This is a genomic window from Dyadobacter tibetensis Y620-1 (assembly GCF_000566685.1).
GTDB lineage: Bacteria > Bacteroidota > Bacteroidia > Cytophagales > Spirosomataceae > Dyadobacter > Dyadobacter tibetensis.
Window position 1 is genome coordinate 287,714 of the sequence record NZ_AZQN01000004.1, and the last position, 25,226, is coordinate 312,939.

General features: G+C 43.7%; 17 protein-coding genes. 7 read left to right on the top strand and 10 right to left on the bottom strand.

The features are described 5' to 3' along the window. The 5 genes from X939_RS0113075 (at window position 1) to X939_RS0113095 (ending at window position 6,535) form a co-directional block, all read left to right on the top strand. Window positions 1-750, top strand: a complete 750-nt coding sequence (locus tag X939_RS0113075; protein ID WP_025763727.1) for a LytR/AlgR family response regulator transcription factor — start codon at window positions 1-3, stop codon at window positions 748-750. A gap of 257 nt (window positions 751-1,007) precedes the next feature. Further along, complete coding sequence (locus X939_RS0113080) at window positions 1,008-1,673, top strand: peroxiredoxin (protein ID WP_025763728.1); 666 nt, start codon at window positions 1,008-1,010, stop codon at window positions 1,671-1,673. A 183-nt stretch (window positions 1,674-1,856) separates the two neighbouring features. Next, window positions 1,857-3,005 (top strand): NAD(P)/FAD-dependent oxidoreductase, encoded by a 1,149-nt coding sequence (locus X939_RS0113085; RefSeq protein WP_044199379.1) that lies wholly within the window; start codon window positions 1,857-1,859, stop codon window positions 3,003-3,005. 41 nt (window positions 3,006-3,046) lie between these two features. Then, window positions 3,047-3,316 (top strand): hypothetical protein, encoded by a 270-nt coding sequence (locus X939_RS0113090; RefSeq protein ID WP_025763730.1) that lies wholly within the window; start codon window positions 3,047-3,049, stop codon window positions 3,314-3,316. Window positions 3,317-3,493: 177 nt separating this feature from the next. Next, on the top strand, window positions 3,494-6,535 hold the full coding sequence (locus X939_RS0113095; protein WP_025763731.1) for a DUF8693 domain-containing protein: 3,042 nt from the start codon (window positions 3,494-3,496) through the stop codon (window positions 6,533-6,535). Between the two features lie 66 nt (window positions 6,536-6,601). On the opposite strand, the gene X939_RS0113100 is transcribed toward X939_RS0113095, so the two are convergent. Further along, the gene (locus X939_RS0113100) at window positions 6,602-8,095 is read right to left on the bottom strand and encodes a mannitol dehydrogenase family protein (protein ID WP_025763732.1); all 1,494 of its coding nucleotides are present in this window, start codon (window positions 8,093-8,095) and stop codon (window positions 6,602-6,604) included. Window positions 8,096-8,116: 21 nt separating this feature from the next. Further along, complete coding sequence (locus tag X939_RS0113105) at window positions 8,117-9,829, bottom strand: purine-cytosine permease family protein (protein WP_131694740.1); 1,713 nt, start codon at window positions 9,827-9,829, stop codon at window positions 8,117-8,119. Between the two features lie 369 nt (window positions 9,830-10,198). Here X939_RS0113105 and X939_RS0113110 point away from each other — a divergent pair, with 369 nt between their 5' ends. Then, window positions 10,199-10,924: an NUDIX hydrolase gene (locus X939_RS0113110; protein WP_025763734.1), complete on the top strand. Its 726-nt coding sequence runs from the start codon at window positions 10,199-10,201 to the stop codon at window positions 10,922-10,924. A 103-nt stretch (window positions 10,925-11,027) separates the two neighbouring features. Here X939_RS0113110 and X939_RS22415 read toward each other — a convergent pair whose 3' ends face one another. After that, window positions 11,028-11,348, bottom strand: a complete 321-nt coding sequence (locus X939_RS22415; protein ID WP_044199498.1) for a winged helix-turn-helix transcriptional regulator — start codon at window positions 11,346-11,348, stop codon at window positions 11,028-11,030. Between the two features lie 135 nt (window positions 11,349-11,483). On the opposite strand from X939_RS22415, the gene X939_RS0113120 reads away from it, so the two are divergent. Then, on the top strand, window positions 11,484-12,485 hold the full coding sequence (locus X939_RS0113120) for a YhdH/YhfP family quinone oxidoreductase (RefSeq protein WP_025763735.1): 1,002 nt from the start codon (window positions 11,484-11,486) through the stop codon (window positions 12,483-12,485). Between the two features lie 15 nt (window positions 12,486-12,500). On the opposite strand, the gene X939_RS0113125 is transcribed toward X939_RS0113120, so the two are convergent. The 7 genes from X939_RS0113125 to X939_RS0113155 all read right to left on the bottom strand — a co-directional run bounded on the left by X939_RS0113125 (window position 12,501) and on the right by X939_RS0113155 (window position 24,826). Then, window positions 12,501-13,385, bottom strand: coding sequence for a LysR family transcriptional regulator (locus tag X939_RS0113125; protein WP_044199381.1), 885 nt, complete (start codon window positions 13,383-13,385; stop codon window positions 12,501-12,503). A gap of 102 nt (window positions 13,386-13,487) precedes the next feature. Next, entirely contained in the window at window positions 13,488-16,262 is a 2,775-nt protein-coding gene (locus X939_RS0113130) for a PAS domain-containing sensor histidine kinase (RefSeq protein ID WP_025763737.1), read from the bottom strand. Between the two features lie 233 nt (window positions 16,263-16,495). After that, complete coding sequence (locus X939_RS0113135; protein WP_025763738.1) at window positions 16,496-17,959, bottom strand: sulfatase; 1,464 nt, start codon at window positions 17,957-17,959, stop codon at window positions 16,496-16,498. An 89-nt stretch (window positions 17,960-18,048) separates the two neighbouring features. Beyond that, window positions 18,049-19,503, bottom strand: coding sequence for a RagB/SusD family nutrient uptake outer membrane protein (locus X939_RS0113140; RefSeq protein WP_025763739.1), 1,455 nt, complete (start codon window positions 19,501-19,503; stop codon window positions 18,049-18,051). Between the two features lie 22 nt (window positions 19,504-19,525). Further along, window positions 19,526-22,870, bottom strand: coding sequence for a TonB-dependent receptor (locus X939_RS0113145; RefSeq protein WP_198034413.1), 3,345 nt, complete (start codon window positions 22,868-22,870; stop codon window positions 19,526-19,528). A 200-nt stretch (window positions 22,871-23,070) separates the two neighbouring features. Next, window positions 23,071-24,129 (bottom strand): FecR family protein, encoded by a 1,059-nt coding sequence (locus X939_RS23095; protein ID WP_025763741.1) that lies wholly within the window; start codon window positions 24,127-24,129, stop codon window positions 23,071-23,073. Between the two features lie 61 nt (window positions 24,130-24,190). Then, a complete protein-coding gene (locus X939_RS0113155; protein WP_025763742.1) occupies window positions 24,191-24,826 on the bottom strand; it encodes an RNA polymerase sigma factor in 636 nt (211 codons plus the stop codon). Window positions 24,827-25,226 lie beyond the last annotated feature (400 nt).

The following is a 25,226-nucleotide window of genomic DNA, read 5'->3' on the forward strand; positions in this document are numbered from 1 at the left end:
ATGGCAGCTATAAAAATTGGAATAATAGAAGATGAACTCGTCATTGCACGAACCATCCTAAGCACGCTTGAAGAGCTGGGTTATACACCCTGTGGTCCGGCTATAAGTTATACAGAAGCTCTGGATATGTTTGAAAGTCAAAAGCCGGAACTTGTACTTCTTGATATTCAGCTGGCTGGACGGAAGGACGGCTTCGACGTAGCGGAAAAAATCAACGAGACGTATAGGATCCCTTTCATTTTTCTCACCGCAAATAGCGATTTTGATACCATCGACCGTGCCAAAAAATTGAAACCTCATGCCTTTATTGTGAAACCTTTCAACAAAGAAGAGTTGTATGCGGCAATAGAGATAGCCTTGACGACTTTCAATGGAGGTCCAGTCGGTTCAAGGTCCGAAAGTGAGGTAGCCTCCAGAGTCAGCCGCAACTTCATGTTTGTTAAAGATGGCTATGTTTTCCGGAAAATATTCTTTGACGAATTGATTTATCTGGAGAGCGAAGCCAACTATGTTCTCCTCCATTTGAAATCTCCAAAACGAGTAATGGTACGATCCACCATTAACGACTTTACCAACCAACTACCATCAGACCAATTTCTTAGAATCCACCGCCGTTTTTCTGTCAACCTCGACTATATTGAAGAAGTTTTCCCTAACGAATTATCCTTGCATGGCTCCCAGCTCCCCATTGGAAAATCTTATCGAGATGTACTTCTGAAGATACTGGGAATAAAGTGGAATCAAGGATGAAGCTTGAGGACAAAATCCGTTTATAACCCTATTTTCTGCAGACATAATTCCCAGCTCTTCCTGCCCTTTGGAGGAATTCACCGGTATCTTAGTAATTCCCTAAGTTGGCAAGTTTCATCCCTGCTCAGCTGCGTTCGTCACTTTTATTTCTCTGTTGTTTTGCTTTGATCCATTTTTGATGAGTCAAAAGATGATTCAATCAGAAAGATTATACACCTTAAGTATACCAATATAATAACCTTAAACCTATACTATTCATGAGTCTAAGATTAAACGACCTAGCTCCTGATTTCCATGCCGAAACCACCCAGGGGCCAATTGATTTTCACAACTGGATAGGAGATGCCTGGGCCATTCTTTTTTCTCACCCTAAGGATTTCACTCCCGTATGTACTACCGAGTTAGGGTATATGGCAAAATTAGCTTCTGAGTTTCAGCAAAGAAACTGCAAGGTTATCGGATTAAGCGTGGATCCGGTGGAGAGTCATTTGAAATGGGAGCAAGATATTGAAGAAACACAGGGCTATAAAGTTAATTATCCTATGATTGGCGATCCCGATCTGACCATTGCAAAACTTTACGACATGCTGCCAGCAGAGGAGCCTGGAACTTCAGAAGGGAGAACCGCTGCTACCAACCAAACGGTTCGGTCTGTTTTTATCATAGGGCCAGACAAGAAAATCAAGTTAAATCTTACCTATCCGATGACTACCGGACGTAACTTTTACGAAATACTCCGTGTTCTGGACTCCATGCAACTTACTGCGCAACACAAGGTAGCGACACCCGTCAACTGGAATCCTGGAGAGGATGTCATTATCGTTCCTGCTGTTTCAGATGTGGAGGCTCAGGAAAAATATCCGGAGGGCTGGACTACCCTCAAACCCTATCTACGTATAATTCCCCAAGCAGCCATTAAATAGTTTATCAAAAGGGGTTTACTCACTAAAATAAAACGAGGGCCAGATTCTATTAAACCCAGAAAAATCGGTAATCATACGGCAATTCGTATCTGATTTTCTAAAAAACAGTCTGACCATAACAATGCTAATGCAGATCTTCGGCTAGGCACCTCTACCATTTTTAAAACATATTCTAATATTAGTATGAGCGCAAAATTACGGGTACTGGTACTGGGTGCGGGTTTCGGAGGACTGGAACTCAGTACAATCCTTTCCGAAAAATTAGGAGACCAATTAGATCTGACACTTATTGACCAAAGCGACTCCTTTTTCTTCGGATTTTCAAAGTTCGATGTCATGTTCAATCGAAAGTCGTCTGAAGGCGTGCGTATTCATTACAAAAATATTAATAAGCCAGGAGTCAGATTCATATGTAAAACAATCTCCCGGATCGATCCCATACTAAGGCGGATCCACACCTCTGATGAGTCCATCTACGAGGCGGATATTTTGGTCGTAGCACTCGGAGCAGATTATGATATCGGTGCCACCCCCGGTCTTGCAACTGGTGGTAACGAATTTTATTCTTTCGAGGGAGCATTACGTCTGAGGGAAGCCCTCCCCCATTTCTCAAGCGGAAATGTAATTATCGGAGTTTGCTCAGCACCCTTCAAATGTCCCCCCGCCCCAAGTGAAGCGGCCCTGCTCATGCATGACTATCTGGTCCACCGGCGAATAAGACAGAGATGCACCATTAGCCTGGTCATGCCATTCGGATTGCCCATTCCACCCTCTCCCGACACATCACTTGCCTTAATAGATGAATTTTCCAGGTGTAATATCCGCTATATTCCCAAACACGTAGTAAAATCTATAGATCCGGAAAGCAGTACAGCTATTCTTGACGATGGTCAACAGTTACCATTCGATCTTTTTCTAGGCATCCCAAAACATTGCGCACCAAATGTGGTGTTAGAAAGTGGAATGACTGTCAACGGATGGATACCAGTGTCCAAAACTAATTTCATGACTCAATATCCGGGGGTATATGCCATTGGAGATGTCACTAGCGTAGGAACACCTAAAGCGGGAGTGTTTGCGGAAGGTGCGGCGAAAGTCGCTGCTGCATCCATCATTGCCGAGTTTGAACAGGGGCAGATGCCGGAACCTTATCAGGGAAACGGTATTTGCTATATCGAATTTGGAGAAGGGCGCGTCGGGAAGGTCAGTGTAAACTTTTTCTCAGGACCTAAACCTTCCGGAACGTATACGCCTGCATCTACTTCCATCGCCGCCGATAAGGACTATTTTGGATCCAGTCGTTTAAAGCGCTGGTTCGGAACATCTTCATGAGTAAATTACTATTAAACCGTCAACCTATAAATATCTAAATAATGCCTACCTACCTAGTTGAAATCCCTCATTCAGAGAAAGTCTCGGATTGTATGCATGTAATCAATGTTTTTTTGTCCTCAGGGTCTCATGTTATCTCCAAAGCACATTGGGGATGCAAGGACGGGGTCCATAAGTTATGGTTCATTTACGACTTTGATGATAAAGAGCAGGCCTTACGCTCTATTCCTGCCCTCATGCGCGCAGATGCAACCATTGTGGAGCTTAATCAGTTTCGCGTCGAGGACGTGAGGCAGTATGCCCAGGAATGATTAATAAGATAGTACTTAGATTCTCCTGACATTTGGACATGTAAAAGCACCTTGCTCAAAAATTGCATGTGTCCCATTATTTGCTACAGACCACTCACAATATATATATTTTATATCAGGACATCCATACCGCCTCTTCCTTCACTTGCGACTCTCTAAAATATAAAATACAACGTAATGAAGACCATTCACCCTACCACAATTCAAACGGCTTCAACTTACCTTAAGCAGCTATTATCTATTTTACTATTGCTCTTAAGTTTGGTTAATTCATCTGCGCAAACCACCTCATGGCACGGAAGCAGTGATAATGACTGGCATAACGGAGCCAACTGGACCGCAGGCGTTCCTAATGCAAACTTGAGCGCCGTCATCGGAAAAGGGGCAATTTCACCGGTGATTGTAGAAAATAGTATAGCTCAGGCTAAATCTGTGCTTGTAGAATCGAACGCTACCCTGAATATTCAGCCGGAAGCAAGTTTGATAATTCACAGCAATGCTCCTTATAGCTCCCCTTTCCCCCTCACGGCAGGACTTTATAACAGAGGTACTATTCTCCATAGCGGTAATATTTTCATAGGTTTAATTCCCAACACAGACAGAATATATGGTATCATTAATCAGGGCAGCCTAGTTATTGAACAAGCGGGCCATATGGCCATTGACCGGTACTCTGATACAGGTATTTATAATGTTTCCAGCGCGATATTTACTAACAAGGGCACGCTCAATATTGGAAGTACCAACGCAATGGGCGTTCATGGAATATTCAATGAATCGTCCTTTAGTAATAATGGAGGTATAATTAATATTAATAACACCTCAATTGCAGCCATTCGAAACGTTCTAGGTAGTTTTTCAAATTCTGGCAATATTACCCTTGGGGCAGTCGCCGGTGTAGGAACATTCGGTATACGCAACGATGCGACTTTCAACCATACAGCAGGAATCATCCAAATTGACCGAGCTACTGAGGCTTCTATCTACCATGTGGCAGGTATCTTTAACAATACTTCCAATATCACGATCGCAACATTGGAGGCGACTAATAATATTCATGGCATTCTGAGTCAAAGTAGCTTCAATAATAATGCAGGTCATATTTGGATCAACAGAGCTTCACACAATGCTATTAGCCATGTGAATGGTACATTCAACAATCAAGCCAGTTTAACCATAGGTGCATTAGGAGCCATTGGAATCTATGGAATAAAAAACAATGGTATATTCAATAATAATGAAGGGGGAAAAATAAAAATAGACGACTGTACCGAAACCGGAATTTACAATGCAACGGCAGGGATCCTGAATAATATGGACTTAATAACCATTGGATCGGACCGAAGGATGGGGGTATATGGGGTATTCAACGAGGCCCAGGCTTATAATAAGGCTGGATCAATACTGATTAACCATGCCCATTTAGGGGCTATCCATAACGCATCAACGGGAGAGTTCTCCAACCAGGCACTTATTAAAATAGGAGAAATTGAAACGGGTAAATTTGGAATCCGTAACGAGAAAACTTTTACTAACCTTGGTGGCGGTGAAATTTTTATTTACAAAGCGGATGATATCTCTATCTACAACATAGCTGGCGGGGATTTCTCCAACGAAGGAAATATAAGTATTGAAGGCGGAGGAAGCATTGATTGGCGTCTGGATGGTATTCGAAATGATGGAAATTTTAAAAATAAAGATAATGCACAGATTAAAATCGATAATGTACCTGAGACAGGAATATATATTAATGGAGAAAATGCGGTATTTAATAATGATGCCATGATTGCCATCGCCGGATTGGAAAACTCCCTGGAAATAAATACGGGTATCGATATACAGGAAGGAGAATTCCACAATAATGAAAGTGGCAGGATCCAAATAGATAATACCAAAAAGTTGGCTATAAGTCAGTCTGCCAATTCTGGGATCTTTTATAACTCAGGTGAGATAATTATCGGAGGATCGAAAAAAATCGGGGATGCAGGTATACGATCCCAAACCGAATTTCATAATGATGTGAAAGGAACGATCAAGATTAATCGTACCCAAGAAGAAGGTATACGTCACTATAAAGGTCACTTTAAGAACTCTGGCACCTTAATTATTGGTGAATCTGTAGATGCAAATAAGTATGGAATCATAGCTTATTCTGGTCTGTTTTTGAATGAGTCGGGTGGGATGATAACCATCAACAATATCGGAAAGGGCGGGGTATATTTATTTGACAAATTTGAAAACTCCGGAACTTTACTCCTAGGTTCAGCATCCAATATTAACTATCCTCTCATCGGAAATTCTACAGGAATATTTACAAATAATTCAGGCGGAACTGTAAGGGGAACCGGGACCATTCAGGCATCCACTTCCCGGTTTGTTCATAACGGTGGTCATATATCACCTGGTTACTCCCCAGGCATAATGAGTTTCAACGGCAGTACAAACTTTAACAATAGCATCCTGAATATTGAAGTGAATGGTACAGATACAGAGGGTATTGATTTTGACCAAATTGTTGTTTCTGAAACCGCAACCTTGGGTGGTCATTTGAATGTATCTGTAGGTTATGCTCCTACAGACGGCGACGCTATTATCGTCTTAAGGGCGGCTTCAATTTCAGGTACGTTCGAGACGGTTGAATTGCCATCCGGCAACTGGTCAGTGGATTACACCTCCACCGAGGTTAAACTGATCTATACCGATGCCCTGCCGGTGACTTTAGTCTCCTTCTCCACGCACAAAGAAGGGGCAAGTCTAAGACTGGAATGGCGCACAATTTCGGAAATGCATAATCAAGGATTTAGCATTGAACACAGTGCAGATGGGGTTCATTGGTACGAAATCGGATTTGTACCCGGGAAAGGTTCCGGTGCGCAGGTGGTAGACTATACCTTCGTAGATGAAAAACCCAGGAGTGGAAATAACTATTACCGCCTGAAGCAAATGGATGTCGATGGTAAAACACAGTACTCCCGGGTGAGACATATACATTATGAAAGCTCCGATTCAGATATAATAGTCTGGGTTGATGCCAGCCGCCATGTACATATTCTAACCAGAGATCTCTTCGAAAGGGTAACTGTTTCCAACCTTTACGGCCAGGTTTTGGCAAATTCGGAAGTAAACACTGTAGATTTGTCTCATGCCCCTGCCGGAATGTTACTTGCAAGGGTGCAAACAGTCCGAGGAATGCAAACCAAGAAATTTGTTCTAAGATAAGACCGCTTTCTTCCCCACAAAAAAGGGGAAGGCCTTAGCCTTCTCCTTTCCTTCAGTTTACCATCCTTATTTAAAAGTCCCTTCATTAATTTGTTTTACGCACTCCTTCACCTTGTGGGAACGCAGTAGAGAAAGGGATCTCAGAAATGCCTGAACAAAAGCCTCGTTATTTACCAGATCGCCAAATATCGATTTTATTTCCAGAAAACGGATCGGTAGCTGATGAGAGAGCGCAGCGGCACGAATCAGTTCATTGCTCATTGCATCTTCGATCGGATAAGTGTTTCCATTTTCGTCTATCCCATCATTATACTTACACCAGGCAGCGACTATAAAAGCCGCCCGGCTGATATTCCCTTCTTGTTTTAGCTGAGATTTGACTGTAGGCAGGAGGAAAATAGGTATTTTGGCCGAACTCTCCAGGCATATGCGTGCGATCATATCTTTAATATGAACGTTTTGAAAGCGAGCCACTAAGCTTTTCTTATAGTCATCCAGATTAATTCCACCAAGATCTCCTAAAGTAGGGCTTACTTCCTTATCCATAAAGTCTTTCAGAAAATTCGAAAAATCGGGATCACTAGCTGCTTCGTCAATGGTCTTATAGCCATGTAACGCCCCCAGCATTCCCAGAACGGAATGCCCAGCATTCAAAAGCCGAAGTTTCATATTTTCGTAGGGGAGCACATCGTTCACAAACTGAACACCGACCTTCTCCCATGCCGGCCGGCCTGCTGCGAAATCGTCCTCGATTACCCACTGAATAAAGGGCTCACAAACTACAGGCCATTGGTCTTCGACCAGGAACTCCTGTTGCAGGTTTTCAATATCATCGGTTAAGGTCACAGGTGTAATACGATCAACCATGGCATTGGGGAAAGAGACATTTTCTTCTATCCAAGCCTCCAGAGCGGGTTCTGCATGCCGTACATAGTTGATCAAGGCCTTTTTGGCCACATGACCATTTCCCTGAATATTGTCGCAAGACTGAATGGTACAACCTCCCACTCCCCTATTCATGCGTAGCTTCAACGCCTGAGCCAGGTAACCAAATACAGTCTTCGGAGACAGTGGATTTTTCATATCCTGTATGATTACCGGATTGCTAAAATCAAATTCTCCTGTGGCTTCATTGAGGTTATAGCCGCCTTCCGTAATAGTTAAGGATATAATTTTGATATCCGGGCTGGCCATTTTTTCTATTACTGCTATAGGATTTTCAGGGGCAAACATAAACTCAACAATAGAGCCAATCACCCTGGCCGACTTGGATCCGTCGAGTTCTTTGACCACTAAGGTATACAAGCCATCCTGATCCTTCAGGATATTATAAATGCGACGATCGTAATCCAGTAGTCCTACTCCACATATACCGCAGTCTAAGATTCCATGGCGCTCCATCAATTCATTGGTATAAAAGGCTTCGTGGGAGCGATGAAAATTACCTACGCCAATGTGTACAATACTCGTTTTAACTTCATCCCGATTGTAGGAAGGAACTTTTACCCGAGCTGGAAGTTTACCCAGGTTATCTTGGTTTAATGCGATTGAAAGTTTCATATTTTGGTGTATTATTTGTCGTTATTTTATCAGGGCCTTTTCTCTGCGAAGTTTCCAATAGGCAAAAACAAAGTAACCTATTGTACACAAAAAGGCGATATGGTGGAATTGTTCCTTATTACGTTGATATACTTCCATATTAGGGCTGGCAAACATGGTATTCATGGCCAAAATGGCTATAACCAATAAGCAGGCTATGGATAGTGCGCCCAGGAGCTTAGAAAGGATGGAGTCGTCGACATACTGTACCTTTTCTTCTCTGGATTTCTGAACTTGAAAAACACGAATCTCTTCCTGCAACTGTTTCTCCTGGGCGATTTCCGAGGTATAATTCTGATCGGCCCCACTTCGTTTGGCCAGCCAGGTGTAGACCACCAAGGTAAAAAACCATGTAGGAATAAATAAATAATAGAAAGACATAAAATTTACGGCATTCAGGCCAAATCCCAGAAATAGTCCCATCCCCCATGCGATAAGGGCAGGTTTGCTGGTGACCAGTTGCTGATATTGTGCCCAATAACGGGTTAATCCTATTTTGGGGAACAGAAAATGCTCCGCAAATACAATAGCCCCTACCGGCACTACGATCAGCCCAGCATACGTAAGCAAAGGCAACATTTTGGAAAATACAAATGGAAAACAAGCAATAATGACGGTAAATATTCCGACAACCATGGTATTTCTCCTTCGGGAATGATTCGTAAATATCGCCTGTGCAGCCAGGCCGGCACGGTACAAATTCGCATTGGCGGTGGTCAGGCCTGCAATGATGATAATGACGAACCCTGAAGCCCCTAAGGCATAATAGGCCACATCGCCAGGGTCCAATGAGGAAACGGGTTGCCTTAGTAAAACAGCCGCTCCTGCACCCATAATCCCTGCCGCTATCCAAGCGATATAATGCCCAAAGAGCATCCCAAAACTCGAATAGAGTCCATAACTAGCTTTTTTAGCATAGCGCAGTAAGGCCATATCAATCAGACCAACATGGGTAATCGTATTTGCGGCCCAAGCAAAACCAATCACTTCCATTAACCCTATTCCAGGTTCGCCGGTGTCGGTCACACCCTTCCATATCGACTGATCACCAATCAATACGAATTGGTTAAAGTTTGTTATAGCAGTTACCCCTATTACTTCATGTGCCAGGGCGGGCAACAAGGCCAGGGCCCCAGCAATAAATAACGTAAATAGCCAGGGGGCACAGATACTCGAAAAATCTGCAACCGTATTAAAACCATATGTCGCGATAAGTACGACTATACTACCCACCAGCACAACAATCAATAGGAAACCAGGATGGGTAGAATACCAATTCAGTTGAGCAGGAATATCGAAGATAAATCGTATAGCAGAAGCAGAAACCGTTATCATGGCCGCCGAAATCACGGTGAAAATAATGGCGTTAGCCCAGTTATAGACCAATGTCATGGTATCTCCCGCTATTTTATTCAGATAGGTATACAGACTCAGTCTGGTCTGAACCGCAATGGGTGCGGTAAGAAAAGTCCAGCTCAACACGGCAAGAACATTTCCAATAAGCAAGCCGAGGAGGATATCCCTGGTAGCCGCCCCTAATGCGACAAAGGTGGCCCCTATTACAAATTCCGTTGCGGCGACATGCTCTCCGGCATAAAGCCCAGCGAAATGCTTACCTCCATGTAGCTTATTAGAAGCTACAGGCAACTGCTCCTCATCCCATTGAGCGAAATCTGGTTGTCTATTTTTCTGCATGGTCATCATAAATCTAAAATCAGCTATGGTCACTCCCGGGTTTATCTGTTTCCCAAAAAACCTATTTAACGTATTTTTTACGTTTCTTCTCCAAATATAAAACCTAAAGCTTGATTAAAACAAATAATTATTAAAAAAAGTACAAACGAATCCAAGTACCGGGATTTTATAAAAGGTAATAATGCCATAAAAACGGGACTACGACAGAGATATCCCCGGTTCGGAATAAGGGTACCCCAACCACTATCCTATTAAACGTACCTTTTACGTTATAAAATGGAATGTGAGTTTTAAAATATATTCGGAAAAAAGTCATGGTCAGTCTATCTTTGGTCGCTCAATCAAGTACGACTAGCAAGTTATCCTTATATGGACTTTAGAAAATTCCCCAATATTTCGGTGGACTGTGTAGTGATGGGGCTGGACCATACAGGACTACAGCTTCTGCTCTCCAAACGGACGCTACATATGTATGACGATCAATATCCCGTAGTTGACGACTGGGTATTAACAGGAGATCATGTATTTAAAAGCGAGAAACTGGATGAAGCGGCTAACCGCATCTTTAAGCTTTTAACGGGCCTGAATACTTCATACTATAGACAATTCAGAGCCTTTGGAAACCCTGAGCGCATTAAGAATGATCGGGATCTGCTTTGGGTAAAGAGTTTGGGAGTTGATACCCGGACCATTTCAGTAGCTTATTATTTCGCATTGCCTGTCGAACAAGTGAAGACACTAGCTCCACATTCGGCCTGGTATCCTATACAGGACCTCCCCGAGTTAGGATTCGATCATCGTGAAATTATTCAAAGTGCTCTGCTTGACATCCAGGAGAAAGTGATGAATGATCCCATTATTTTTGAGTTTCTACCAGACAAATTCACATTGAATGAGCTTCAACACGCCTATGAGTCCATACTAGGTGTAGAAATTGACAACCGAAATTTCAGGAAGAAAATAATAGCCAAGCCTTATATTGTTTCGATTAATGAAAAAAGAATCGGAACGGCCAAAAAGCCCGCAAATCTGTATATGTTTAGCAAAGATATTTTTATAAAAACCAGTGATAAACATCAAATAATAAATATATAAAATTGGGCTGGCAACTTCTTCTTACAACCCTTGAACAATATTAGAGCAGGCTGGAAGGGGAAGAGCTTCCAATGTAAAAAAAACAGACGGAGTTTTGCTAAGATTAAGCTGTAGTAATTGACTTCTCCAATAAAATTCCTGCCTTAAACATTCCTTTAAGGAAAGGGTGTATTTCCCTCCCCAAAGGTGTAAGACTATATTCTACCCGTGGAGGCACCTCTGCATAGATCGTACGATGGATAAGCCCATCCTTTTCCAGCTCCCTCAATTGTTTGGTCAACATTCTCTCGCTGATATCTGGCAATAATTTGGACAAGGCACCATATCGCTTATCTCCTTGAAAAAGATGGAGTATGATCGTCCCCTTACGTTTTCCTTTGACCACGTTTATAAACGTGTCTATAGGGCAATAACTTTTATTCATTTTTTTCCTTCTAACGCATTGAAATTCTGCAAATCGGAACAAAAAGTTCGTTTGAATACCTTTTGTAAGATATTGATATTTAAGCAATATATATGGAAATTAGCCAATGTTAAACCATAATTTAAGCCAATAAAGATGTCTGAAATAAAAAAAACCTTTCGTGCTTTCCGAATTGAAGAAACCGAAGATTCCTTCCGGAGTACGATTATGCAGGTTCCATTCGATAAACTTAGGGATGAAGAATTACTAGTAAGAGTCCAATATAGTGCGCTGAATTATAAAGATGCTCTTTCAGCAACAGGCAATCGGGGGGTGACCAAACAATACCCGCATACCCCGGGTATTGATGCTGTCGGAACAGTGGTACAATCGAATTGCGAGACCTATGAGGTGGGCGATGTAGTTATTGTAACAAGCTTCGATTTGGGGATGAATACCGACGGTGGCTTTGCTGATTACATACGTGTACCCGCTCAATGGGCCATAAAATTGCCGGCAGGCCTGAGCATGAAGGAATCGATGATATATGGCACTGCCGGATTAACTGCCGCCATGTCTGTAAAGAAGATTACGGAATCTATTGCCATTTCGGCCGGAAAAATAGCGGTGTCGGGAGCTACCGGAGGGGTGGGAGCACTCTCTGTTGCCCTGCTTCATAAACTGGGCTATGAGGTCGTGGCCATATCGGGAAAGAAATCAGAAACGGACTACCTCCAATACCTGGGCGCCTCACAAGTTCTCGATCGCCACGAGATAGAGGCTTTCGACAAAAAACCGCTATTAAAGCCGATTTTTGCCGGGGCGGTTGACACGGTCGGGGGAGTCATACTGGAAAATATCATCAAAGCCACCAAACCCTTGGGTGTGGTTACCTGCTGTGGCAATGTCGCCTCCCCAAAGCTAGACCTAACCGTATTCCCCTTTATCCTAAGAGGGATTTCTTTAATAGGAATCGACTCTCAAAATTATCCCGTAGAACCCAGGGCTGGGTTATGGCAACTTCTCGCCAGCTCCTGGAAGCCTGATACTTTGGCCCAGTTGCATCAGGAAATAAGGCTCACAGAGCTTCAGGATAAAATCACGAATATGCTTCAGGGCCAGCTAAAAGGGAGAATCGTCATTAATCTATCGGCATAGCGATACGGAGGCCGCTCATTTTCGGGCAAATCGCATAAAAAGCTCGGGAAGAGCATCCGGCTGGCCCTGAGGAAGGGCAAAATAAAAATAGCGCTCTATGGTCAAGCCCGTCACATCGACGATGGTACATTCTTTATTTTCTAATTCTTTGATGACCGCATGCACCGACAAAAAAGCCATGCTATCTGAATGCAGCATATATAGCTTCATGCTTTCGCTACTTCCTAGTTGCATATCCTGTTGCAAGTCGGACAGTTTTAAACCTACCGATTTCAAGCCATGGGCAATTACCTCCAGTGTTCCCGACCCCGGCTCCCGAAGCAACAGAGGAATATGCTTTAATTGTTGAGGAACAATCTCACCACTTCTGGCAAGCGGATTGTTAACTCTTGAAACGAGAACAATTTCATCCTTCAGAAATTCGGTATACCGAATGGAATTATTCCTGGAATAGCCTTCAATCAAAGCGATATCCACTTCTTTGTTCTGAAGGGCATGCTCTATTTCTTCGGTATTGCGGATCGTCAGGGTCAGCTCAATCTCTGGATATTGTCTCCGAAAAGCCGCCAATATAGGGGGCAGAATGTATTGTGCAACAGTAGTGCTCGCTCCAAGCCGGAGCTTACCATTTCTACGCTCACTTAATCCATTAATTTCAAATTCAAGATTACGGTATAGCTCAAAAATATGATCCGAATAACGCAATAGAACTTCCCCTGCTGCAGTCAAGGAGAGATGAGGCCCACTCCTGTCGAATAATTTGGTCTTTAGCTGTGCTTCGAGCTCATGCACATGGCGGGTTACAGCAGGCTGAGAGATGAATAGCTCTTCGGCTGTGCGGGTAAAATTAAGTCTGCGTGCTGCGGTATGGAAGACCTGCAATCGAAAATCAAATATCATACGGATGGTAATACCTCAAAAAATTAATCTGGGAGCAAACTGAACAGCCGCCCTGCTTGAAAGGAAAAAGCAAGGCGGCTATTATTTCTAATCATGAGCAGATCACCCCCTTTTCAAAATGGGCAGATATATTTCAAAGGTGGCTCCTTGTCCCAGGGCACTTTTCGCTAGTATAAAACCATCGTGATTATCGACGATTTTTTTTACAATGGCCAGCCCAATCCCCGTACCCATATAACGGCTCGTTGGGTGCAGCCGTTGGAATACTTCGAAAATACGCTGAGCATACTCTGGCTCAAAACCTATACCATTGTCCTGGATAGAAAGGTAAACATATCTCAGATTTCGGTCTAATTGAGCTGGAAGCAGTTCCTCTGCGGTAGTTTGCCTCAACTGGATGCTGATATCGGGAGCCTGCTCTTCCCTACTGAATTTTAAGGCATTGCTAATAAGATTATGAATGAGCTGTTTGAATTGGAAGACTATTACCGGAAACACCTCATGACCACTAACTCGAATTGTTGCCGCTTTTAACTGTATTTCTTCTTTTAACTCTTCCTGCACCTCCTCAATCAATGCAGTCAAAGAGATGTCCTTAAAGTTTCTTTCTTCACTGTTAGTTCGGGAGTAAGTTAGAAGGTCCTGAATAAGTGCCTGCATACGGTGGGCAGCATTTTCGATTCTAAAAAACGCATTCCTCCCTGCAGGTGTCAGTAAATCCAGCTCCCTCTCTCTTAATTGTGAAGTAAAGGCCTGAATTTTACGGAGAGGTTCCTGCAAATCATGACTTGAAATATAAGCAAAGGACTGCAACTCTACATTTTTGCTCTCTAATTCCCTATTTTTTTGCTCTAGCTCCCGGGTCCTATCCGCTACCTGCTTCTCCAACTCTGAAGAAAAGGCTTTTTGTTCCTGAATATTCATACAGGCTCCTATATAACCCTGAAAGCCACCATCTACCGTGAATCGGGGTACACCATTATCTGAAATCCAATGATATTGCCCATCATAACGCAATAAGCGATATTCCATATAGAATGGCTCTCTATTTTCAAAGGCTTGGGTATAGGTCTGCAGACAGATTACTCTATCATCCGGATGTACACTACTCAGCCAGCCTTTTCCAATTTCCTCTTCTAAAGTTCTTCCTGTAAAATTGAGCCATGCCGTATTAAAAAAGGTGCTTAAGGCATTAACGTCCGTCATCCAGATCAGGGCGGGGGCGCTATCGGCTACATGCCGGAATCGTTGTTCGCTCTCCTCAATCCTTTTCCTGGCTTCTACCCGCTCCGTTACATCATTAACTGTAATCATAATCCCCGAAATTTTTCCATTTGCCGTTTTCAAGGGAAGATATTCGTAGTCGAGATAAAACTTTTTCATTCCGTCACTCCCAGCAACATAGGCCAGAGACTCTATCTCCCGATGTCCAGTTCCTGACTGATAAACGGTCTCTAGGATTTCGGGATACTTCTGTTCATGGAGCTCGGGAAACACCTCCAAGAGATTCTTTCCAAGCACCTCAGCTTCAGACAACCTCCATATTTTTTCGAACATAGCTCTATTGGCTATTTCAATTCGAAACTCTTCACCTCGGACAATTGTCATGGGAATGGGCGAATCCATTACCAGTTCTCTGAACTTTTTTTCGCTCTCGGCAATAAACTGTTTGGTTTTTACCGACTCCGTCACCTCACTGGCCGTTGCAATAATTCCACTTATCTGGCCATCCTCATCGAGTAAAGGGTGATACAAAAAGTTAAAGTAACCCATCAATGGCTTGCCTTTTCTATTTAAGGGTATGGGGAACTCACTTGCAGCATAGGGCTTACCAGTTCTGTATACCTGAGAGAGTAAAGACTCGACCGTATCTCTTACTTCGGGCAAAGAATCGAAGATGGGCCGACCTACAAAACTACACTCCTTATGATCTATTATTTGAAGGTAGGCATCGTTAGCCATTTCCACTACAAAGTCTTCACCTCTCAAAATAGTGATCCCTATCGGGGCTTGCTTTACCGTTGACCTAAATTTTCGCTCACTCTCTTTCAACAAATCTTCTGCTATCTTCCTACCCGTGATATCCCGGGCTACGGCAAACATATAGGGCTCACCTTCCAGAACCAAGCCGCCCATTTTTATTTCTACCGGATACACCGTACCATCCTTTTTTCGGTGCAAAGTCTCAAAAAGCGGTAATTCTTGCTTTTGTGCCAGAGCAAATGCCTCCTCAAACTTATGTATGTTATAAATGGGATCGACCATGGGGACTTTTAAGCTCGCCACTTCCTGTTCGCTATAGCCCCATTTTTCCATGGCTATTTTATTCAGATAGGCAAAGCTACCATCCTTACGCATCAAGATGAAAGGGTCACTTGCCTGGTCTGCAATAAATTTGAATTTATAAAGTTCTCGATCTTGATCAGGACTGGAAAGACTATTCCAGACAAGAAGAACACCTGACACCTCCCCTTGATCTCCATATAGAGGACCCATGGAAGGCTGAAGATTTATTGCGCTCTCCCCATTTTCAAACAGCAGCGCAGGCGTAGCCATCCTTGGCTTATCATCCATAACTGCATTAATCGCACCCTCGAGTCGCGACCATAATAAAGTATCCTCAATGGGCAAGCCGAGGGAATAGCTGGCATGACCATAGGCCAGACAGGCATCATTATAGATATATGATTTGGCATCTCCCCATACAATAGACATGGGTAGAGGATTACTGAGAATTAACTGGACTGAATATCGAAGGGAATCGGGCCAGGACTCAGGAGAGCCTAATGGGCTGGAATTCCAATTTGTTTCGCGTAAAAGTTTCCCCACTTCCCCACCGCGATGTAAGAATGAAAGGTTGTTAAATGGTAATGTCATTAAAGAGCGCATTATAGTTAATTACCTCAAAGTAACGCTCTGCCTCTTTGCAAGGGCCTGAGGCTCATCTACTCTAATGAATGAGTATACCATTATGGCAAGCGTTAAGTATTTCAACGGCTTACAGGAATCTGTAAATCTGTAATGGATAGTAACTATTTCTATGCCAACCAAAAAGGATGGGTCTCTTCCAGACGGAAAAGACCCAGCAATGATAGATACAATTCAAAGGGCTATAATGGTTTGGCATTGGGGTTTTTACTCGGATAACGCGCCTGGGTTTCCTTCCGCCAATTGTCCAAAAGGATCTGGAGCTCCCGAACCTTTTCCGGGTTGGCCTGTGCCAGGTTATTATTTTCACCCAAATCCTCTTTTAAATTATAAAGCTCTATACCTCGTCCTTCTTCAAACCATTGTATCAACTTCCAGTCACCCAGCCGAACAGAAGATCCGGGTGAACCCCCTTGATTACCATAATGCGGATAATGCCAGAAAACAGCACCTCTATCTAGTTTTTTACCTTTCAGCAGCGGCACCATACTTTTGCCATCTTGATGCTGCTCCGGTTTAAGGGGCAGACCCGCCATTTCTAGCAAGGTGGGATAGAAGTCGGTGCTAACAACATACTGATCGGTCACTGAGCCGGGTTTGGTTACGCCAGGCCAATAGATAAGCATAGGTTCCCTTACCCCGCCTTCATAGAGCCAACCTTTGCCCGCCTTTAGGGGCAAATTGGAAGTAGGATGCCCTTCCGAAGTGGAAAGCCCCCCGTTGTCAGACATAAAAACAATGACCGTGTTTTGATCTAAATTCTTTTCCTTCAAGGCATTCATCACCTTCCCTACCGCCATATCCATAGACTCTACCATGGCACCATATACGGGTAGACTCTGACTCAGCCTTACTTTATTATCTCCCTGCGTACCCCAACGATCCTCTAAGCCCAGCCGAGCTTTTTTCTGAGTATATTTATCTATCAGATTCTGCGGTGCGCCTAAGGGGGTATGAACGGAATAGAAAGAGAGATAAGCTAAAAATGGCTTATCCTTATTACCTTCTATGAAGGCAATAGTTTCATCAGCCAAGCGGTTGGTTAGGTTCTCGTTGGCCGGACCGTCAGGTAGTTTGGGGTTGGCATAAGGAGCAAAATAGTGATTGCCTCTTGGTGATCCAGACCAATACCCTCCCTTATTAATTTCAAATCCCTGATCTTCCGGATAAAAGCCTTCATGTCCCAGATGCCACTTGCCAGCAAAAAAGGTTCGGTAGCCCCCGGCTTTGAATGCCTCTGCTAAAGTCTCCTCTTCCAGGGCCATCTGCTCATTATAGGAGGCAGGAAGCAGAGGTTTATCCCGGGTCCAATGTTTCTGTACCGTCTCTGGCTGGGGAGCGCCAAACCAATCGGTAGTACTCGTTCTGGCTGGATACTTGCCTGTGAGAATACTCGCACGTGTTGGGGAGCACACCGGACAGGCGGCATAGGCACTGGTAAACTTCATACCTTTCCCTGCCAATGCATCAATATTGGGCGTTTCATAAAAGCTACTTCCGTAAGCGCCAATATCCGCCCAACCAAGGTCGTCTACCAAAATAAAGAGAATATTAGGCTTCTGGGATACGGCATTCTTTTTGGCACTACTACATGCGGCCAGGAGAATCCCCAGAGATAAGGCGGTCCATTTTAAACAAATCTTCATAAAAGCTGGAATCTTATTTTTAGTTACAGTTGAATGTCTTGCTATTTTTGTCAGGCTGCAAAAGCAGCATTCCAGGTAAAACTACCGACTTAGTAACCCTCATTTTGAATTAGATTAGGATTTGCATCTATTTCCGACTGGGGCAAGGGGTATAGTACATGATATGGCTTAGCATTTTTTCCCCTAGCAATGGCATTTGAAATAAATTTACCCATTCGGATGAGATCTTCCCGACGCTTCCCTTCTGTGAAAAATTCCCAACCCCGCTCTTGAAGCAAATGATTGCGTAATGCTTCTTGGCTCGCTACTTCCGCTAAAGTAATGGCCGGTACGCCAGCTCTACCTCGCACCTGGTTGATCAAGTCCACACTTTCCTGAGTTGGCCCATCAATTTCATTCAGAGCTTCCGCCAGCATTAATAAAATATCAGCATACCTGATAACGGGAATATCATTGCCGTTGCTAACCGAAATAGCGTTCGGGTCGGGACGATATTTGAAACTTCTGGCCTGGTCTAAAGGCTTCCCATCGGCGTCTTCAAGTAACTTTTGGAGCTTCCCATTGGTGTCTGTATATTCCGTCACAAACATTTTCAACCGGCGATCGGAGGGGTGAAAAGACTTAATAAAGGCCGTATAGGTTCGAAATTGTGCACCATAATTAATCCAGTTACTTTGAATTGGATAGTTGGGAGGAAAGGCATGCGCCATGTAATTATTTCCAGGACCTTGTGCCAGACAGGGGTATACATAAATATATTCTTTATTTATTTCGTTTTCTACTGCAAACAGATCCTCAATAGAAGGAAATAATTCGTACTGATTCAAAGCAATCAGCTGTTTCGATGCAGAAGCACTCTTTTCCCATTGCTTAGTATTCAAACAAAATTTGGCCAAAACAGCGAGGCCCGTCCCTCTTGTAGCCTTGCCATACAAATCCTGCTTAAGGGGGAGCCCCTGGGCAGCATCGCTGAGCTCTTGAGTTATAAAGGTCACGAAGGCAGCATCGGTGGGTCGACTGGGCTGAAGATCGTCCGTTTTGGTACTGAGAACCAAGGGTACAGCTCCAAAATACCGGTATAAATGTGCATACGCCTCGGCTCTAATAAATGTCCCCTCAGCTTTATACTGTGCCAGACGATCGGCGGGTATGGAGCTTATGTTATCGATATTCTCCAGCAAAACGTTGGCATTCCGAATGGCGGTGTACATACTCGCCCAGATGCTCCTCAAAAATCCAGAAGAAGCATCCCACTGAAAATTGATATAAGGCAAGGCATCCTTTTCGAATTGTCCCCCACTCTCCAGGGTTATATCCGTCGGAAACTCTGAAAGAGTAAACTGGTCTTCTCTCATATTACCGTTCACCTGCAGCTGGCTATATGCCCCCACCAGCACCTTTTTTATTCCTTCCTCAGTTTTCAAAAAGGTCTCCGGATCATACTGTGTATACACTTCTTCTTTCAAAAATTCGGTGCATCCTGTAGGCAGCAAACATGCTGAAGCCATAAGGATGATCAAGGAAATACTACGTATATTTTTCATATTGCTATTTTTCTTACAAAAATTAAAAACCTAAATTAAATCCTACGCGAATGGTTCGGTTCAGGGGGTAGCTATTATAGCTCGCCCTCTCCACTCCGGTTCCGGAGGCGTTGGCGTCTGGATCATACCCCAGGAAACTGGTGAGTGTAAGCAAATTGTCGGCAGCCAGGTATACAGAAGCCGACCTGAAAACCGATTTTGTCTTAAAACCAAAATCATAACCGAGGGTAACGGTCTTCAGGCGTACAAAAGAGGCATCCGATACGGTAAGTGAGTTTACCGCCAAAGCTCCACCATAGGTACTGGGATTTACCCCGGAAGGGTACTTGGCACCAGGATTCTGTGGAGTCCAGCGATCCAGGTAATGCTCCGCAATACGGTTTCGCTCAAAGTTGATGGGGTATAACGATTCCACAATATTATTGTCCAGAGCACTGATGCCATCCACAGCTGTGATTAAAATGTTTAAGTTAAGACCCTTATAGGAAAAATTATTATTAAGACTATACATGTATTTGGGGAATGGGCTGCCTAGTATAACCCGGTCGTTGGGGTCTATTTTTCCATCTGCATTAGCATCTACGAAGCGGGGGTGCCCCGGAAGGGCATTGGGCTGTGCCGAATTGGCAATATCGTCCGATTCCTGAAAGAGTCCATCGACCTGATATCCAAAGAATGCCCGCATCGGCGCCCCTTCTTTGACAATAGCATACTGGCCCGTGTACCCTACCCCGCCCGTCAGGACCTGAGAGATAAAGTCCGGCAATTGTCTGACATTATTTTTTAAAACCGAAAATGTTGCTGTAGTGCTCCATTTCAGATCATTGACCAGGTTGCGTGATTCCAGCATCAGGTCCAGGCCTTGGTTCCTGACTTCACCGAAATTAACACGGATACTTGAAAATCCAGAAGTAGTAGGCAGTGGCTTATTAAAAAGCTGGTCGCTGGTGGTTTTGATAAAATACTCCGCCGAACCATTTAATCTCCCCTTCAGGATGCTGAAATCAATGCCTAGGTCCAATTCTTCGGTAGACTCCCAGCGTAAGTTGGAATTCGCAATACGTGCAGGCTCTACTCCTTGCACCAGGCCACCACCTAAAACGGCCCTGCCTCCGGCAATAAAAGTCTGTAGGGTTTCAAAATTACGTATCGCCTGGTTACCACTTTTTCCGTAGCTTAGTCTTAATTTCAGTTCGTTGAACAGACCAGATTCTTTGATAAAACTTTCTTCCGAAAGCCTCCACCCCAGGGCAAACGAAGGGAAGAATGCATATTTGTTCTGGTCAGAAAACCGCGAAGTACCATCAGCTCTGAGAGAGGCTGTTAGCAGATAGCGATCCAGAAGCGTATAATTGACCCGCCCTAGGTAAGAGTTCAGCTGATTGGTAGACCGGCTACTACGAACCTGGTCGCCCCGATCTCCATCTCCACTCTCCAATAAATTGGTTCCCGTTACATCCGATAAGAAACCCAGTGATGAAGCTCCGACCATTCTGTAGTCGTATTTCTCCAGAGTTGCTCCAGCCACCACGGAAAGCTGGTGTACATTCTTAAAGCTATGATTGTAGGTAGTAAAAAATTCTGAAATCCAATGTAGGTTTTCAGACGACTGGATGCCACCCGAACCACCGGAGGCCAATCCTCGTTGGGTAAGTGTGCTAATATAATTATCGTCCCGATCGTTAGCAATGTCGGCACCGAGTCGCAAGGTGGCTGTCCACCCTTTCAAGATGGTGTAGTCGGTACTCAGTGTTCCGAAGCTTCTGTTGGATAACTGACTCTGGTCGACACCGTGGATCAATGCCAGCGGATTTTCTAAAGAAATCAAAGGATTGAATGGATATCGACCGCCTGCGTCAAGCCCTACGGCTATGGTAGGATCAAACTGCAGGGCGGCATTAATTGGTCCTGCATTTTCGTTTCCTGAATTGGTAGTTAGAATCCTTGTTGTATTACTTCGATTGGTATTCAAACTAAGATTTACTTTCAATTTCTCAAAGGGATTCACATCGTAATTCAATCTTACATTATATTTTTTGAGACCCGAACCTTTAACTACCCCATCTTGATTCAAATAATTTATTCCCAAATAGAAATTTGATTTCTCCGCCCCTCCAGATATCGACAGCTGATGATTTTGCGCCAGTGCACTGCGAAAAATTTGATCCTGCCAGTTAGTACCTGTTCCTATGGAGGCGATCTGCTCAGTGGTAAATTTGGGCTGTCTGCCCATATCAGCCGACAGTTCGTTCAATACTTGCATATATTCTGGCGCCGAAAGCATATCGATGTTTTTCACGACCTTCTGAACCCCCAGATAAGCACTGTAGTTGACCTGCGTTGCCCCTTTCTTTCCTTTTTTTGTGGTGATCAATACGACTCCATTGGCGGCCCTCGATCCGTAAATGGCAGCTGCTGAGGCGTCCTTTAATATTTGTATAGACTCAATATCTTCCGGGCTGATGGCCGACGCCGAAGCACCGGGCATTCCATCTACCACGATCAATGCCCCATTATCACTGTTAATAGAGCCAGCTCCCCTGATCCTGATGGCGATATCTCCTCCAGGAGCCGAGCTTGACTGGCTGATTTGCACCCCTGAGGCCTTCCCATTGAGGAGCTGAAGTGCCGAATTATTCACCCCTTGGGTAAAATCCTTTTCGCCAACCGACACCACCGAACCCGTCAGATCCGACTTCTTCTGAGTCCCATATCCTACTACGACTAGCTCTTCCAGTGATTTGGTATCGCCCAGCAAGGTGACATTCATCAGCGATTTATTGTCTAAGGGCAGCTCCTGTGATAGATATCCCACATAAGAAAAAATAAGGAATTGCGTTGATCCATTTTCTGATTCTTCGGGAACAGCAATACTATAAGACCCATCGATATTACTTACCGTTCCCCGCTGCGTACCCTTTACTATGATGCTAACGCCCGGAAGAGGCTCACCTTTATCATCCTTAACCACCCCTTTTAGGATTCTGTCAACAAGGGTACCGGGCGCTTCCAGAGGGCCCGGAAGTATTGCACCTGAATCGTCCTTACGATTTGGACTAATCACCACTTGACTTCCTACTACTCTGTAGCTCAAATCAAGAGGACTAAGCAATGCTTCCAAAACAGCAGACAAAGGAAGATCCTTTACCTTAACCGTAGCCAGCCTTTCTGCCTGAGCAGCTTTGGGGCTATACACAAAATGAACAGGCAATTCCGTTTCCAGCTTGGACAATATTAATCTTAACGGCTTGGATTCCATCCTGATAGAGAGTCGTCTATCGAGTAGCTCCTGGCCCGACACCATGGTAGCATTGGCTACCCCGACCCATATAAAGGCGAGCATACATTGCACAAGGGAAATTCTCATAATTCTGATCCAAAGACCTTGCGGTATTAAAGGTTTTTCCATAGATTTGATACACTGCTTCAGCAGCTTGTTTTTGTTAAACAATTGACTAAAATTGGACAAAAGCATTTCCCGTAAATCATGATGGATTGTCCGAAACGGGTTCATGGGCCGATGATGTTCGCGGCATCATCGGCTTTTTCTTGACTCATAATCATGATTCAATCACAGTGGCCTGCATTGATTACAATTTGCCCATCTACCACCTGGTAGTCGGCATGAATCGTTTCGCAGATCAAAGCCAGTTTATCATACAGTGGCTCAGTAGAAAGTGTAGCGGTTAAATTGCATTTCTTCAACAGTTGTTCGTCATACAGCATCGTGACACCATAAACACGCTCCAGATCCTTTAGTACGACATGCATTGGCGTTTCACGATATATAAAGGATTCCACAGCATGTTGATCAATCGGAATAGGCGTTTCGACGAGTGTTTTTACTATTTTATGCTCCGCTCGCAAGAAAATTGCTTGCTGATTTGGGGTTAAAATAAGCTCCTCTGAAAGCTTTGTAACGGGGGTTAGCTCATCTTTATACACCGTAACTTTACCACTGCTTACCGAAACCGAAATACTTTGATCGTCTGTCTCCGTATTGATCCGAAATTTCGTCCCTAGAACCTTGGTCACCAGGCCTCCGGTATAAACCAAAAAAGGAGAATTGACATTGCGTTGAACGCTGAATTCCGCCTCACCTTCCAGATAAACTTCCCGATATTCAAATCCGAATTCCTTGTCGATTCTCAGGGTACTATTGGGTTCCAGACTCACCTCACTTCCATCCCCAAGTGTTATGAGCTGTGGGGTAACATGGTAATTGGTAAAGACCTCTTTAAAACTTGCTTTCTCTACAGGATGAGCCAACTGGGTAGATACAGGAATTTTCTGATACAACCACCAGCCTAGCGCCATCAATAGCAAGGTACTGGCAGCTACCTGCCATACCCCCCTTTTCCACCAGGATCCGGTTGATGTTTCCTGAATTTGTTGCATAATCTGTTCTATGGCTTGCCGGTCGGCCTCAGGCTCACTGTAACCTAGGTCACACTGAAAGGCTTTAATCATTTCTGTGGCTTGTTGGACAAGTGGCTTTTTATCGGGATATTCTTTCAGCCAGAGCTCCCAGAAACGATCATCGGACTGAGAATCTCCTAGCACCCATTTTCGAAAATGCTTATTTTGCACCAAATCGTCGACTTGATAATCCTTATATGATTTCATGATCAGATTTTCTTGAATAAATAATTAGCTCCCGCACAGGCATCAGACGTTCCAGACAGCCCTAGCTCACAAGAATTGGCATGATCAGCAACCAGGATAGAAACCAATTTTTGCGCATAAGCTTCAATGCTTCGTAAATAAGGTTGACTGCTGAATGGCGGTTGATGTCCATAATATTGGAGATCTCTTCATATTCTAACTCCTGGTAAAAACGCAGATAAATCACTTCCCTCTGTCTTTTGGTAAGTTTATTTAAATTCATCTTTAGTCGAATCAGTGATTCGTGTTTTATCTCGTTATTGATAAGGTAGTTTTCTATCGAAAATTGTACATCAAAATGATCGTCCTCCTGTATTTCTCTCGCCTCCCTGAACCAGCGTAATCGGCGCGATTCTCGAATGACACGTCTCCGTAATGAAGCCAGCAGATAGGGTTTAAGATTGTTTACCGTTTCCAGTTGTTGACGCCTGTTCCATATTTCTACAAAGAGATCCTGCAAACAATCTTTTACAAATTCTGGATCGTCTTTAATGCGGACCCCATAATTCATCAGCAGAGGATAATAGCGCTCCAGCAATTTGGAAAAGGCGATCTGATCTCCATTTTGAACTAATAGCCACAAACGATGCTCCTCCACATTGGAAGCATTTCTGGAAAACTTCTCTTGAAGACTTAATTGATTACTGGAAGGCGCCATTCAGAATAATTAATAACCATCGGTGATAAAACATCATTTTACCTGCTTACTTGTTAGGAGACTAGATATAGAAGAATATCCTGATTATTTTTTGTTTTTTTTGCTAGCCAGTAAAATTTAAGTTCATAAAATTTGGCAGTGCAGAGCATAAGCAACAGCCCAAATGAGTAATTTGGAGGTTTAATTTTTACGATCAGTAAGATGAGCTCTTGTTGATCGGTATAGAATTTAATAGTTGGCAAATCCTGCTTCTTCCCTACTTCGGATACTACCAGATTACAAAGAAGAGGGGCTAGCTTTTTTATCGGCAGAATTAGCTAGATGAAAACAGGCAATAGATTTCTCCACTGACAAGAAAGTCAGCCCAGAATCCGGGTATTAGAATAGATGACTTTAATCT